Here is a 14568-nt window from a genome sequence, read left to right on the forward strand (position 1 = left end):
GCCAGAACCAGGTTGAATGATTGTCTGAAAACAACAAGCCCACAGGTTTCATTCTGTGGGCTTTCTATATGACTCCATTGGACTAAGACAACATTCGATGAGATTCCGATTTTTTCTCGGTCGGTTTGGGGTCTTTTACCAAAAACTCGAAGTTTGCGACGTGCTTTCTCAGCACCGTTGACAACTTGCTGAGATTAACGGGTTTGGACACAAAACCGTCCATCCCCACTTCAAAGCAACGCTTTTTCTCTTCAGCCAAAACATTTGCTGTTAAGGCAACAATTGGGACTCTGAGGCTGGAACTGGCTTCCATCTTCCGAATTGAATACGTTGCTTCAAACCCATCCATGACGGGCATCTGACAATCCATAAGAACTAAATCGTAATGTTCTATCGCGCACTTGGATACGGCAACTCTGCCATTCTCTGCAAGGCTCACTTCAACACCGAGGCGCTCCAGCATCTTCTTCATCACTACTTGGTTGGAAACCTGATCCTCAACCAGAAGTACTTTCAGCATCGTCTTCATCGGAGACGGTTCATGTTCGCCAGAGGTGGCAACGGGTACCGATGGGCGCTCAAAAATAGCCCGAACCTTGTCTTCTAAATGATTGGTTTCGTAGGGTCTAGCCAGACAAACATCCACACCGAATTTCATCGCTTCTTTGTGATCGAATTTAGACGATGAAATCATCATAATTGCAGGGCTGTGTTCTCCGATGTCTTTCTTGATTTTTTTCACAAAATCAAAGCTATCAAGGTAAGCCAGATCATGATCAATCACCAAGAGACGGTAAGGAAGCCCTTTCTTTAATGCAGTGCGAAGCATGGTTCCTACATGGCTGATGTCCTGACAACAGGTAGACTCCCACCCCATCTTATCCAACTGAATCGAGGTGATTCGCATATTCAGGCAGTAATCATCCAGCAACAACACTCTCGGCTTTTCGTTGTCTTCATCACAAATGACTGGTTGCTCAACGGAATGAGAAAAGCGCAAAGTGAACGAGAAATGCGTGCCAATTCCAGGTTCGCTGTCCAGTTTGAGCTGCCCACCCATTAAGTGAATGAGATTACGCGTGATCCCCAACCGGACACCTGCGGTCGCACGTTCCACATCCTGACTGTTTCCCTGATCGAATATTTCTTCCTGTTGGGATTTATCTATCCCTATTCCACTGTCTTTCACTTCGAAAAGAATGGTTTCTGAACTTTCATCGTAAGACAGATGCTGAACATCAAGAATGACGTAACCGTTATCGGTGTACTTGATGGCGTTAGAGAGCAAGTTACGTAACACCTGACGAATTCTGTTTTTGTCACCAAGCAAGCGAGGGCTGATACTGGAATCTAAAGTACATTGGAAAAGTAAGTCTTTCTCTGTAGCTTTCGAACGGAACATGGCATCAATATCATCCACCAGATCATTGATGCTGAAGTCTTTCTTCACGATGTCCAGCCGACCGTTTTCGAGCTGGGACATGTCATGAATATCGTTAACCAGATCTTGTAGATTCCCTGTTGCCTTGTGGATGAGCTCACTGAATTCTTTAAGCTCTTGCTTACTGGGTTCTTCTTTTAGCAGCGATACCATTCCAACATAGCTGTTCAACGAGTTTCGGATCTCATGACTCATTGTCGCCATTAACTCGCCTTTTCGCGCTTTGGCTATCTCTGCCTGCTGACAGCTGTCTGAAAGCTGAATGAAGGTTTCCCGAATGCGATCAACTGCATTGTTGTAACGTTCGTTAAATTGAGTCACTTCGTCCTGAAACAGCCGAGAACGGAGGAGAATTTTGCGTGGGAGATTGTTTTCGTCGATTTCACCGACTCGTCTTGCCATCTGGCGAACTGGTTTTATGACATTTTTCATTAAAACCATGTACCCCAACATGGACACAATAAGAGCAATAACTACCTGAGACAGAACCTGTTGAAGTATCGAACCGATATCTTGAACCGTGCTTTCAGGCTTCGCGAGTGCGATCGTCAAAGTTTGTTCTGGTAAGAACTCGTCCTGTTCCAGAGTCCACGTGAGGATAGTCGACCTTTCCGACGAGAACAGCCCTAAGCGAAGTGCATCATTAACCGCTGGAACGACACTGATGCCATCCACTTCGGCAAAGCGGTACAGCTCTTTCACCACCATTTCCAGTTTGACGGCGTCTTGAATCAGGGCAAATTGCTGTATTTTAGGAATGAAATACGTATCAACTGACGCAAGTATGGCCTCTTTTCTTTCTGAGCTTGCCTTGTGTTCCCAAAACACGCTTGAAAGGGACGATAGCACCGCGAACAGAACACCTAAGGTGCACAACAGAAACAATGTCTGACGGGACAGGCCTAACCTAGCTTTCCAACTCAATACGCTACTTAAGATAGTCATTCGATAACCTTGTAACGTCTGCTTTTTATTCATTAAGCATAGTCTGGATTTCGCGACTAGATGAAAAACCAGTTGCTTATTGGTACTTTTTTAAACAGCTCAGAGTTTTCTTTCAGCGAATCAACCTGATGCGAGGTGAATCTGTTCTCAAAAAACTTAACTTTGGTTTAGTAAGACGCTGAAGGCTAGAAATCAAAGAAACCATATAATTCAAAACATACAACATATAAAACTACAATTAACATTATTATCTAATTTTTATTACATTAATAACTTTTATATTGTAGACAATAATACTGTTATCTATATCATCATCAATGATTATAAAAACACGATAGATTTACAGGAAATCTCATGAACAGTTCCTCCTTGTTCTTTCGCCTTGCAAACGGCAACCTCGTAATACAGATACTTCTTGGCATCACCTTTGGTGTTGCTTTGGCATTAACTTCACCAGAGACAGCAAAGCAAGCCAGCATGTTGGGTGAACTTTTTGTTGGCGCTTTAAAAGCAGTCGCTCCCATTTTAGTCTTCATTCTTGTTGCTGCTTCTATTGCTAACCAAAAGAAAAACCAACACACCAATATGAAACCCGTGATTGCGTTGTACCTACTGGGTACATTCTTCGCAGCTCTGACTGCGGTGATCATGAGCTTTGCGTTTCCAACTTCTCTTACGCTGGTAGCGGGAGCAGAGGGCGCGACGCCTCCACAAGGTATTGCCGAAGTGTTGCATACCCTGCTGTTTAAGCTGGTTGATAACCCGGTCAACGCTTTAATGAACGCTAACTACATTGGTATTCTCGCCTGGGCTGTTGCTTTAGGTTTGGCGCTTCACCATGCGTCAGATACGACAAAAGCGGTATTTGAAGACTTAAGCCATGGTGTATCTCAGATTGTTCGCTTCATTATTCGCCTGGCACCATTCGGTATTTTTGGTCTGGTGGCATCCACATTTGCAAACACAGGCTTTGACGCACTGTTTGGCTACGCGCACTTGTTGCTGGTCTTGCTTGGCTCTATGGCGATCATGGCATTGGTCATTAACCCACTGATTGTTTTCTACAAAACCAAGCAAAACCCTTACCCGCTTGTATTTACCTGCCTGCGAGAAAGTGGTGTGACGGCATTTTTTACCCGCTCAAGTGCAGCTAATATCCCAGTCAACATGAACCTGTGTTCGAAACTTAAACTAAACGAAGATACTTACTCAGTTTCTATTCCTCTGGGCGCGACCATTAACATGGGTGGAGCAGCAATCACTATTACGGTACTGACTCTCGCCGCTGTTCATACTTTAGGTATTCAAATCGACATTATGACGGCACTGTTACTGTCGATCGTCGCGGCTGTTTCAGCTTGTGGGGCGTCAGGGGTTGCGGGAGGTTCTCTACTGCTTATTCCTTTGGCGTGTGGCCTGTTCGGGATTCCAAACGAAGTGGCGATGCAGGTGGTCGCGGTCGGATTCATCATTGGTGTGATTCAGGATTCAGCAGAAACCGCGTTAAACAGTTCTACAGATGTCGTCTTCACCGCTGCGGTCTGTCAGTCTTTAGAAAAATAAAGCTAAAAAAATGCCTCGCAAATTTGCGAGGCATTTTTCTATCCATTCTTTTAGGTCATTGCCTGAGTGTAATCAGGAGAGGCTGGCTTGGTTTCTTCTGTATTCTCGAGCGTTCGAACAACAAACTCGTCGCCATGAATTTCAGGAAAGTATTCTTCACGCTTATACATTTTATTCAGAGCTTTAATAATGGAGTGTTTTTTGATTTTCCCTTCATCCATCCGAGCTTGAATAGGCTTGGTTAGCCCCTGTAAACCAACAATTGCATCGATACCAATTGCATTGCCAATTTCGTCTCGACGCTTTTTCGCTTTTGCAAAGCCAGAATGTGCCGATAAGAAGAACCAGATGTATGCCAGAGCATTACCACGAGAGTCTGTGTCTGCCCACAACTCTCCGGCAAAGTACTGTGCTCTGCCACTTCCCGTTTCAGCTGCACGCTCAAGCCAGTATGTTGCTCGGGTTTGGTTTTGCTCGACGCCTTGCCCTTCCGCGTAATGACGACCCAGACGAATCATACCCTCAGTGGAGCCTTGTTGAGCCGCACGATAGCTCCATTCAGCCGCCAGAGTCGCATCGGGATTTGGGTTGGATTCCGCAACGTGCCAGTCGCTCATGTATAGCTGGGCATCGATATTGCCTTCTTCTGCAACTTCTTCAATCAAGTCGATGCCTTTCTGCATATCCTGATCAATACCATGCCCTTTCAGCAAACATAACCCTACTTCAAACTGGGCTTGCTTATCACCACCACGTGCTTCAATCACCTTGTTCCAATACTTTCCTTTGAGGTTCATCATGTGATTATCACTAAAGCGGTTACACAAGCGAACCACGCTGTACATCGCGATTTCGTTGTCTGCATTTGCTGCACGCTCATACCAGTGTAAAGCTTCTCTTGGATTACCCAGTTCGGCTTCTTTGGCCAAAAACAACTGAGTTGGAATGTGCCCGGTCTCAGCTTTATAAACCCGTTCTTGATGTTCTTTGGCTTTTGATGCTTCCATCGCCTTTTTATATGCGGCTTCGCGAGCGATTTTTTCTTTCTCTTCCGCACGCTTTTTGTTGCTGATGGTGATCATACCTATCCCGACTAAAACGAGACAGATTACGGATGCACCGATGGCGATGGTCATTACATTCATATGGGGCTGCTGCTGGTGAAAACAGGCTATAGTGTAACGGTTTTATTGTGTCATTTTTAGGGTGAATTGTTTGAAAAATTGTCTCTCGAGTTCTTTTTCGTATCTAGCTCATTAAAATCAGCCATTTATCACCTTCAGATTTTTGGCTCTGTCCGCTAAACAAACCACACATTTTGATCAATTAACCCAAATCCCCCATACAAATTGTGATGTCGAACCCCTACTAACCGAGATAAAACTCAAAAATTTAAATCTCCTGGCAACATCAAACCGAAATACTTCTTCTCTAAAAAATAATGCTTAGTAAGGTTGACGAACGGTCATTAAAAATCATACTTAAATTATTACTCAAACCTATGCATATCAATAGGTAGCGCTGAGGAATGTTCTCGGCGTACGAATTGTAGGTATAGCGGAAAGCATTAACGCGAGCCGCCAAAAACAAAGAACAAAACGAGATATGGAAACCAATAAAGCACGTCCTTTTCCGCTTGGTGCAACCCTAGACTCGATGGGCTGCAACTTTTCTGTTCACGCACCTGATGCAGAAGACATTCAGCTCGCATTGTTTGATTCTGACGATGAATTTGTCTGCTACCCAATGAACAGTTTTCGACGGGGTATAAAAGCGGTATACATTGAAAATATACAGCCAGGTCAAAAATACGGTTACATCACAAACCACAATGATGATGAATTGCTGATTTCTGACCCCTACGCCAAATCATTGAGTGCCCCTTTGCACTACGTTCCTCCCTATACGTCCGAGAAAAGTTGGGAGCTTGCCAAAAGTGTGGTTATTCAAACCGACTTTGACTGGCAGGGTGTTACATCGCCTAACCGACCTCGTGAAGATTTGGTCTTATTTGAAACTCACGTAAAGGGGCTGACTCAGCTCCACCCCGAGATAGCAGAATCACAACAAGGGACCTATCTTGCTCTGGCTAGCAAACCCATGCTGGAATTCTATAAGAAGCAGGGCATCAACACTTTGCAGCTTCTTCCCATTGCCGCATGTATGCATGAACCTCACCTGTTAGAGCAGGGAATGCAAAATTACTGGGGGTATAACCCTTTTGTCTTTATGGCTCCAGACCCGCGTTATGCGGAAAAAAATGCCGTCATTGAGCTTAAAACAGCCATTCGCGAACTGCACCGTCACGGCATCGAAGTTATTCTCGATGTGGTTTACAACCATACTGCTGAAGGGGGTATTGATGGACCCGCATTCAACCTGAAGACTCTGGATACTCTTCATTATCTGTCTCATGAAGGACAGTTCTCTAATTACACTGGCTGCGGAAATACTCTCGACCTCACCCACCAGCCAACCCTGAATTTGGTTATGGATACTTTGAGATATTGGGTAGAGGAATATCATATCGACGGGTTTCGATTTGATCTCGCCGCCACTTTAGGCAGAAACCGCGATCACTTTAATCACAAAGCTTCCTTCTTTCAGGCAGTTGGGCAAGATCCTGTTCTTCGAGAGACCAAACTCATTGCGGAGCCCTGGGATATCGGTCCTCACGGATATCAGGTCGGTGGTTTTCCTGACGGCTGGAATGAATGTAACGACAAATTCCGAGACATTAGCCGGAGTTTCTGGCGAGGAGATCAAGGCTACCTCAAAGAGTTTGCTACACGTTTAATGGGCTCCAGAGACATTTACTCAGCCAGTCGCTGGCCTGAAAAGCTCACCATCAACTACGTCACCTATCACGACGGTTTTACCCTTCAGGATTTGGTGTCTTATAAACACAAAAACAATCTGAAAAACGGTGAAAGTAACCGTGATGGACATGGAGATAACCGAAGCGCCAATTACGGAGTTGAGGGCGAAACGAACAATATGCTCATCAAAGCGATGCGCGAAAAGCAAAAACGCAATTTTATGGCGAGTTTGCTGTTCAGTTTTGGGATCCCGCATATTTTAACGGCAGACGTACTCTCCCATTCACAAGACGGTAACAACAACGCGTACTGTCAGGACAATGAACTGAGCTGGTTAAACTGGAACCTCACGGAAAACCAAAAACACTTCAAAGACTGGCTGGCAACCGTCATTGAGGGAAGAAGAAAATACATGATGCCTTTCGTCCGGGCATTCAGCGGTGATACGCGAAACGATAATCGAGTCTCCTGGCTACGTACCGATGGAGAGGTAATGTCACACGATGACTGGAATGTGGTGAGTGCGATTGCCCTCCACCTTGGCATTGGCGAAACCGGTAACGAACTCTTGTACCTGATCAATCAGTCCAGTGTACCTGCCAGATATAAGTTGCCAGACTCCCAGAATCAACACTGGCAAATTATCTGCGATACGTCGTTAAACCATAAAGCCGACGAAGAGGTCTCTGGCGAACAATTAGTTACCCCTATGTCGCTTATGATTTTGCACAATTAACAATTTTGGGAGCATTTTACTCCCAATTTAAAATTTAGACATACATCACATTAACATTTATAAATTAGCTCAACTCATTTCTTGTACAGATTTGTTAAATTCTGTTTGCAGTGCACTAATTTGCATTGAAGCACCATGAATTTAGGTCTAATATGACGAAAATAAAAATGGGATCTATGCCCAAATTTTAATAAAAAAACGTCTATGGCTTTACCAAAATTTCTAATCAGATTCATACGTCCGTTTATCGTATTTTTGATAGCGGGCATGTTCTATTTGGCTTATTTAGAACTGCAAAAAACAGAGGCACTGGCTTATCGACAGTCACAGGCCAACATTCGTACGGCAAGCTCGTTGATTCAGGCTCATTTGGAATCAACGGTCAGCAAGTTCTATATTCTTGAACAAACTTGGCTGGAAAAGGGTTTTCGCGAATACCAAAACATCGTTCGGCAAATATTGCTGGAAACGCCTATTTACTCCGATATCGTCCTGCATTCTGAATCGAAAGATCAGTATCGTTCCTATCACGGAACTTCTTTAACAAACAGCTCAGAAAAAACACTCACATGGAGAAAGCTTCACGATTATGGTGACGAATTCTACGTGTCTTCGATTTACGAAAAAGAACCTGGTCACTGGGTGTTTGCCGTCAAACATTCCAATCCTAAGTTACTGTTTAACGTCTGGATTGAGTTTGATCTTCTCTATACAACTCAACATTTCAAAGACTTAAAAACTCTGGAAGATGGGTATGTGTTTGTTGTAGATGCTTCTGAGAAACGACTGGTTTTTCACCCCGACCCTAAGCGTGTAGGTACTCGCTCCATCAGCTATGGTGCAGGCATTGAAGATCGGGTAGACAGTGGCGTGCGGTACGGAAAGATTGAGTATTACTACAAGGGAGACAATAAAATATCGGTGTTCGATGCAGATAACGATCTTGACTGGGTGTTTGTATCCGGAACGGGTCGAGCAGACATTCTGGCCAGCTCCTATCAAATCAGCCTGACCGCGATTGTTTTTTCTTCCCTGTTATTTCTGACGGTTGCGGTTAACTACATCACTTTCCAGCTTAATCAGGATCTTGCCAAGCTGAATCGGGCATCAGACCTGCTGGAGTTTAAAACCCAGATGAAGAACATCTTCAAGCGGTTTTTCAGTCACAATGGTGTCCAGTTATGCCTGTATGACTCCGATACTCATGCATTTTCTTCCATTGACTACCATGGCAATCTTAAAGTCATGCTGCAAAGTGAGTCACTTGCCAGTCGCTTAGGTAACCAGACTAATTTGAGCTATAAAACCGCAAAATATGGTGATGAACTGGCGCAAAGCCTGAAAATCGATTCTAGGCACTACACCATTCCATTGATCAACCAAGGGGAACTCACAGGAGTTATCTATCTGTGTTGCAGTTTGCCAACCTACCGAACGTTGATTCTTCTGGTGCGAGATTTTACCCAAGTGTCGCTTTCTAATCTTATGCTGAATCACAAGCTCAAAAACAAAGATGGCATGACCAATCTGGACAACAAACCTCAGTTGTATCGACACCTGAGTACGACTGTGGATTCTCCAAACCGCTATCTGGCCTTTGTCGATATTGATAATTTCAAATCCATCAATGACACCTATGGTCATCAGTGTGGCGATCACGTCATTATTGAAGTTGCCAATACGATGCGATCCCTGTTTTCCGCTCCCAGAGGCATCAGTGTTGCCCGCTACGGAGGGGAGGAATTCTGCATTCTGTTTGATGCATTAACGAGTCAGGAAGCGTTCGAAAGGCTAGAGCATTTAAGAGATGAAATAGAGAACACGGATTACCGTTTCAACGACATTGAACTGAAAGTAACGGTAAGTATTGGCTTGACCAAAGCAGCGCAAGATCAACACTCGTCAATTGAGAGGGCTGATCTCGCACTGTACCGCGCTAAAGACGCAGGAAAAAACCAGGTTATTATGAAGGCTGCTTAGGGTCTGTTGACTCTAGAGTGTTGCAACTCGTGGTGGCAGAAAGACTTCGCCAAGCATACAGCGAACGCTTCCGCCACCTATGGTCTCAATAGTAGAAACATCGAAAGGAAGCAGTTTACCGTGCTGAGATAGCTGGGTACGTTGTGTGTCGCTGAATGCATTGTACGCAGACAAAGACATAGCAATCAGCTTATCGCCATTCACCGACTGTAGCTCAAGAATGTTTCCGCAGAACTGGTTCATCTGCTCAATGCTGATGCTGATCACCTGACGATCTTTCGCCAGCGACTTCATCACGAAACGGCGCTCGTATTCAGGGATAACTTCATCACAAATGACGCTAAACGACTCGCCAATCGCCATCATGACGTTGGTGTGATAGATAGGGTGCCCTGTTTCTGGCAAAGCGGTCTGAAAGCTGATTACCCTGTCGTAACCTATCTGTTCTGCATAGTCTTCCAAAACTTCTCGATCACAGCGTTGGGATAAAGCGGCATACAAGGTTCGGTTTATATGGTCTTTCACCATAACACCAGTGCTTTCTAAGTAAGCATGTTTATCTGTGTACTTAAGTAGGCTTTCGTTCGTTGAATGGACCTGCCTGCCAGACTGCTCTAAGGCTTCGATTAACGCACTGGAGCGAACTTCCTGTCGGCGGTTTTCACATGCCATTGGAAAAGTGAAGAATTCACCATTGCCAGTTGTACTAAACCAGTTGTTGGGAAACACAGCATCTGGCGTTTCAGCCTGACCTGTAGGGTAATCAAACTCAACAACCTGAATACCATTTTGTCTTAACGTCTTCACCATATTGCGAAACTCTGCCATTGCCTTTTCTCTGATAACCTCAGTAGATTCATTGACAGAATGCTGGAACTCATTGTCCTGAGCAGTTTCGGCGTTGAATGCAAATTCCTTTGGCGGAACCATAACAACACAGTTTGCATTTTGAACACCCTGCTCGCTACACAGGAGGGCATCGACATTATGATTTGGTGAATTAAACATGTTTTCCCTGACAACTTTGGATGGAACACATTTGAATTGTAAACACTATGTTAAGTGCTTTTTCACTGAATTCTTTTAAGTTTAGTCGACAAACTTGACCAAAACACTGCAAATTCATTAATTAACCAAAAATTTAGCTGCAAATCAGAGGCTACTTAGTGCAGCCTCATATCATAAATGAATAGTCATAACTTTCTTGAATGTTCTGAATACCATACTATTACCAATACATTTCTCTGATTATTCTGGTGGCTGCATCAAGTTAATAAGTTTTTAACTAATGTATGTTTATGCTGATAAATTGCATTGAAATAGAGTATCGCCAGATGTGAGACGTCAGGTAGCAGATAGAAGAAAGAAGCTCAAAAAACACTCTATACGGTGCATTTAGTTGATTACATTGTGAAAGTATTGGTGTAAAGTGTGCCCCTCATGATTTCTTGTGGTGTGTACGAGAAATCAAGAATATTTCTGAGCTACTTCAATCTCTTATCTTGTCGTTGCTTATTCCAGTAGCCAGAAATACATGAAGAGCTCCTCTCCTCTTTATTAATTTCACTTAAACAAACTAAAAATATTTTTTCAGTTGCGCGACTCCCTGCGTCTTATGCGGCGAGTGGTTTTCTATTAGGAAGGATCTATGTTCAAACTGTTCGAAAGCTTTACCACAGCTTTTCCAAAGGATGAGCCCGAACAGCCCCCAAAAGGTATATTCGCTTTTTGTAGGTACTACACGAGAGGGTATGAAATCCCACTCGTTATCATGGCGATTTTCGCGACCATTGTTGCCATTATCGAAGTTTCTCTGTTTGGCTTTATGGGCGAGTTAGTTGACTTACTCGGTCAAAGCGATCCAGAAACGTTCTGGCAGGAAAACAAAGATACTCTGATGTGGTTTGGTTTTCTGCTGATCGTTGCCATGCCTATTCTGGTGTTGGTGTACTCATTACTGACACACCAGACTATGTTGGGTAACTACCCTATGTCTATTCGGTGGATGGCACACCGCTACCTGCTAAAACAGAGCCTGTCATTTTATCAGGACGACTTTGCTGGGCGAGTCGCCACCAAGGTCATGCAGACCTCTCTGGCAGTGCGTGAAACCGTTATGAAAACCTTTGACGTATTTGTGTACGTCACTGTGTATTTCACGTCCATCGTTGTCATTCTTGCCCAGGCAGACTGGCGACTTATGCTGCCAATGCTGGTTTGGCTTATTTCATACGTCAGCATTCAGATTTACTTTGTCCCTCGTCTGAAAAAAGTGGCGGCAGAGCAGGCTGACGCACGTTCTACCATGACTGGACGAATCGTAGACAGCTACACAAACATCGCGACGGTTAAACTGTTCTCGCACAGCAGACGAGAAACGGCTTACGCTGAAGAAGGAATGAAGGGCTTTCTGGATACGGTACACCGCCAGATGCGTTTAGTGACCGGCTTTGACGTGTGCGTTGAAGTGTCTAATTATCTGATGGTTTTTGCTGTTGCAAGTATGTCTATCTTCCTTTGGATGGACAACGCCATTAGCGTAGGTGCGATTGCCATCGCCATTGCACTTGCTTTGCGCATCAACGGCATGTCTATGTGGATCATGTGGGAAATCACGGCTCTGTTTGAAAATATGGGTACGGTGATGGATGGTGCAAACACACTTTCCAAACCCATTGCCATCGAAGATAAGAAAGATGCAAAAGATCTGTCTGTCGAAAAAGGCGGCATTCAGTTCGAAGACGTGAGTTTCCATTACGGCGAAGATAAGGGTGTAATCAACAACCTGAATCTTGATATTAAACCGGGTGAGAAAGTCGGTCTGGTCGGGCGTTCAGGTGCAGGAAAATCCACCTTGGTAAACCTGTTGCTCCGTTTCCACGATGTTGAGGGCGGGAAAATTAAGATCGACGGTCAGAACATCGCTGAAGTTACCCAGGACTCCTTACGCAGTAAGATCGGAATGGTGACGCAAGATACGTCTCTGTTACACCGCTCAATCCGAGATAACATCCTGTACGGAAACCCAGACGCTACTGAAGATGACATGATCAACGCAACTCGTCAGGCACAAGCACATGAGTTTATTGAAACGCTGACCGACCCGTTTGGTAATTTAGGTTACGACGCACAAGTCGGTGAGCGAGGTGTGAAGTTATCGGGTGGTCAGCGCCAGCGTATCGCTATCTCTCGTGTTCTGCTAAAGGATGCGCCTTTATTGATTATGGACGAAGCGACGTCTGCTCTGGACTCTGAAGTGGAAGCTGCCATTCAACATAGCCTGAATGAGCTAATGGAAGGAAAAACGGTTATCGCAATCGCTCACCGTTTGTCGACCATTGCAGCCATGGACCGACTCATTGTTCTGGACAAAGGGAATGTCGTGGAACAAGGCACTCACCAGGAGCTGGTTAACTCTGGTGGTATCTACGCTCAATTGTGGGCTCACCAGACGGGTGGTTTCATTGCTGAAGATTGTGAGTTAGAAGAAGCTCAAGAAACATCGAAGGCATAATTCTGTCATCTCTTTGAACTTAAAACGACGGCATCGCGCCGTCGTTTTTTATGTCTGAGGGTATTGGAATGGTTATCCCGAGATCAGGTTACTTAGCACTGAAATCGCTCCCTTTCTTCCCGAGACACTAAACCGTACTTTTGAAGCTGCGGAAGGACCTTGTTATTGTCTTCTTCAAAGAAGCACTTCCCCGCCTTTCCCCAGAAATTATAACGCCCCTGATACAGAGATTTCAGTCTTACCAGTGCACGTAGACACTTGTTTTCTATCAGCATGTATAAGATGGTGTATTGCCAACATTTCTCTGTTTCGTTGTCTGGGCATCCATTAAAATCTTCATGATTTAACGCAGCATTCGCAACTGCATCATTTTCTTCAATCAGTTTTGCAAGTAATGGAATGTTGTTGTACCAAAACGGTAAGTTCGGATCGCTCTGATAGGCTTTCTTAACCAATGTCATTGGCAACCGTTCATAAAAGCCGTGATGGTCAGCAAAACAATCTCGCTGGTTCGTAAACATTACTTCTAAGAGCTCAGACTCCACCCATGCGCCTTGCTCATCTGTTGGTAATATCTTGATGAGAAAATCAAATTGTTCGAACAAGTCTACGCCGTTTGAATATTGGAGATTGAGAAAGTGAGCGAGGTCTGAATCACTGACTAAGCCATCAACAGACATCATCCGCTCAATTGCATCTTGAACCGCGGCAGGGCATGAAAACACTGAGTTTAACCACTGTTTTATTTCTTTGGAGTAATCATTCCAACACACCCCACACTCAGAAAGTACAAAATCCGTATGTTCTACGTGAGGATAAACTTCCGTGACGAGATAAGAGACTTCATCTTTAGAGGCATTCTCAAAAAAACGCATTTGATAATAGAGAGGTTCTTTCGACATCCAAAGGCCACAGGCAAACGCATTTCGAGCTTTGATAGACTGTTGCATGATCAATTCATACTCTCGATCGTCTCTCACACTTCCCTGTTGCCCTAAAAACTCTGTACAACGGTCAGCATTCATTTGGATAGAAAGCAGAACGTCATCAAGCCAAGACGCTTTCACAAAGGGATGGTGAGATTTGTACCCCTCTAGATTGTCTGCCAACAAATAATTTAAAGCCTTTTCAGATATGTCTCTATTCATGACGTTGCTCCACTTGTTCCACAAATGCCACCATTTCGTTGGCAACATCCATTCCATATACAGTAGTGCTTCCTTATCTCGCGGAGATAATAACACATACAGAACATCATTCCATATGATTTGAGTTTATTATTAAATTTGAACCAAGATCATATTACCTGAATTTTTATATTCACCTAATATCATTTAATTAGACTATATGACTAAAAGTTAACTGTATTGTCGAATTTATTCATTAACAAAAACCATTTTTACAGTAAATAAATCTATACAGTTGTGTTTTTATCAGTGAACATAACGGATAAAACACTCAATAATTCACCTCGAGTTGGATAAACATGAGCCTTTAAGAAAAATAAGAGCTTTCTAAATAAGTAAGGGAGCTGAAAATCGCGCTGAGCGAAAAAGGGGGAGATATGGTT

General features: G+C 44.0%; 8 protein-coding genes. 4 read left to right on the plus strand and 4 right to left on the minus strand.

The window, feature by feature from the left end; genetic code table 11:
• Positions 1–82: 82 nt before the first annotated feature.
• On the minus strand, positions 83–2386 hold the full coding sequence (locus tag QMG91_RS25545; protein WP_281830818.1) for a response regulator: 2304 nt from the start codon (positions 2384–2386) through the stop codon (positions 83–85).
• A 354-nt stretch (positions 2387–2740) separates the two neighbouring features.
• Between QMG91_RS25545 and sstT the strand changes: the two genes are divergently transcribed.
• Positions 2741–3949: a serine/threonine transporter SstT gene (gene sstT, locus QMG91_RS25550; RefSeq protein ID WP_281830820.1), complete on the plus strand. Its 1209-nt coding sequence runs from the start codon at positions 2741–2743 to the stop codon at positions 3947–3949.
• 50 nt (positions 3950–3999) lie between these two features.
• Here sstT and QMG91_RS25555 read toward each other — a convergent pair whose 3' ends face one another.
• Positions 4000–5094, minus strand: coding sequence for a tetratricopeptide repeat protein (locus QMG91_RS25555; RefSeq protein WP_281830822.1), 1095 nt, complete (start codon positions 5092–5094; stop codon positions 4000–4002).
• A gap of 460 nt (positions 5095–5554) precedes the next feature.
• Here QMG91_RS25555 and glgX point away from each other — a divergent pair, with 460 nt between their 5' ends.
• Together glgX and QMG91_RS25565 are read left to right on the plus strand one after the other, a co-directional pair.
• Positions 5555–7504: a glycogen debranching protein GlgX gene (glgX, locus tag QMG91_RS25560; protein WP_281830824.1), complete on the plus strand. Its 1950-nt coding sequence runs from the start codon at positions 5555–5557 to the stop codon at positions 7502–7504.
• 204 nt (positions 7505–7708) lie between these two features.
• Entirely contained in the window at positions 7709–9484 is a 1776-nt protein-coding gene (locus QMG91_RS25565) for a diguanylate cyclase domain-containing protein (RefSeq protein ID WP_281830825.1), read from the plus strand.
• 12 nt (positions 9485–9496) lie between these two features.
• On the opposite strand, the gene QMG91_RS25570 is transcribed toward QMG91_RS25565, so the two are convergent.
• Entirely contained in the window at positions 9497–10492 is a 996-nt protein-coding gene (locus tag QMG91_RS25570) for an arginine deiminase-related protein (protein ID WP_281830826.1), read from the minus strand.
• 640 nt (positions 10493–11132) lie between these two features.
• Between QMG91_RS25570 and QMG91_RS25575 the strand changes: the two genes are divergently transcribed.
• Positions 11133–12998: an ABC transporter ATP-binding protein gene (locus tag QMG91_RS25575; protein WP_281830828.1), complete on the plus strand. Its 1866-nt coding sequence runs from the start codon at positions 11133–11135 to the stop codon at positions 12996–12998.
• A 92-nt stretch (positions 12999–13090) separates the two neighbouring features.
• On the opposite strand, the gene QMG91_RS25580 is transcribed toward QMG91_RS25575, so the two are convergent.
• On the minus strand, positions 13091–14146 hold the full coding sequence (locus QMG91_RS25580) for a hypothetical protein (RefSeq protein WP_281830829.1): 1056 nt from the start codon (positions 14144–14146) through the stop codon (positions 13091–13093).
• Positions 14147–14568: the final 422 nt, after the last annotated feature.

Source organism: Vibrio nigripulchritudo (assembly GCF_027924785.1).
Lineage (GTDB): Bacteria > Pseudomonadota > Gammaproteobacteria > Enterobacterales > Vibrionaceae > Vibrio > Vibrio nigripulchritudo.

Excerpts from the sequence above, each read along its gene's own strand:
- QMG91_RS25545 (WP_281830818.1), bottom strand. The coding sequence starts at position 2,386 with ATGACTATCTTAAGTAGCGTATTGAGTTGGAAAGCTAGGTTAGGCCTG.
- sstT (WP_281830820.1), top strand. The coding sequence starts at position 2,741 with ATGAACAGTTCCTCCTTGTTCTTTCGCCTTGCAAACGGCAACCTCGTA.
- QMG91_RS25555 (WP_281830822.1), bottom strand. The coding sequence starts at position 5,094 with ATGAATGTAATGACCATCGCCATCGGTGCATCCGTAATCTGTCTCGTT.
- glgX (WP_281830824.1), top strand. The coding sequence starts at position 5,555 with ATGGAAACCAATAAAGCACGTCCTTTTCCGCTTGGTGCAACCCTAGAC.
- QMG91_RS25565 (WP_281830825.1), top strand. The coding sequence starts at position 7,709 with ATGGCTTTACCAAAATTTCTAATCAGATTCATACGTCCGTTTATCGTA.
- QMG91_RS25570 (WP_281830826.1), bottom strand. The coding sequence starts at position 10,492 with ATGTTTAATTCACCAAATCATAATGTCGATGCCCTCCTGTGTAGCGAG.
- QMG91_RS25575 (WP_281830828.1), top strand. The coding sequence starts at position 11,133 with ATGTTCAAACTGTTCGAAAGCTTTACCACAGCTTTTCCAAAGGATGAG.
- QMG91_RS25580 (WP_281830829.1), bottom strand. The coding sequence starts at position 14,146 with ATGAATAGAGACATATCTGAAAAGGCTTTAAATTATTTGTTGGCAGAC.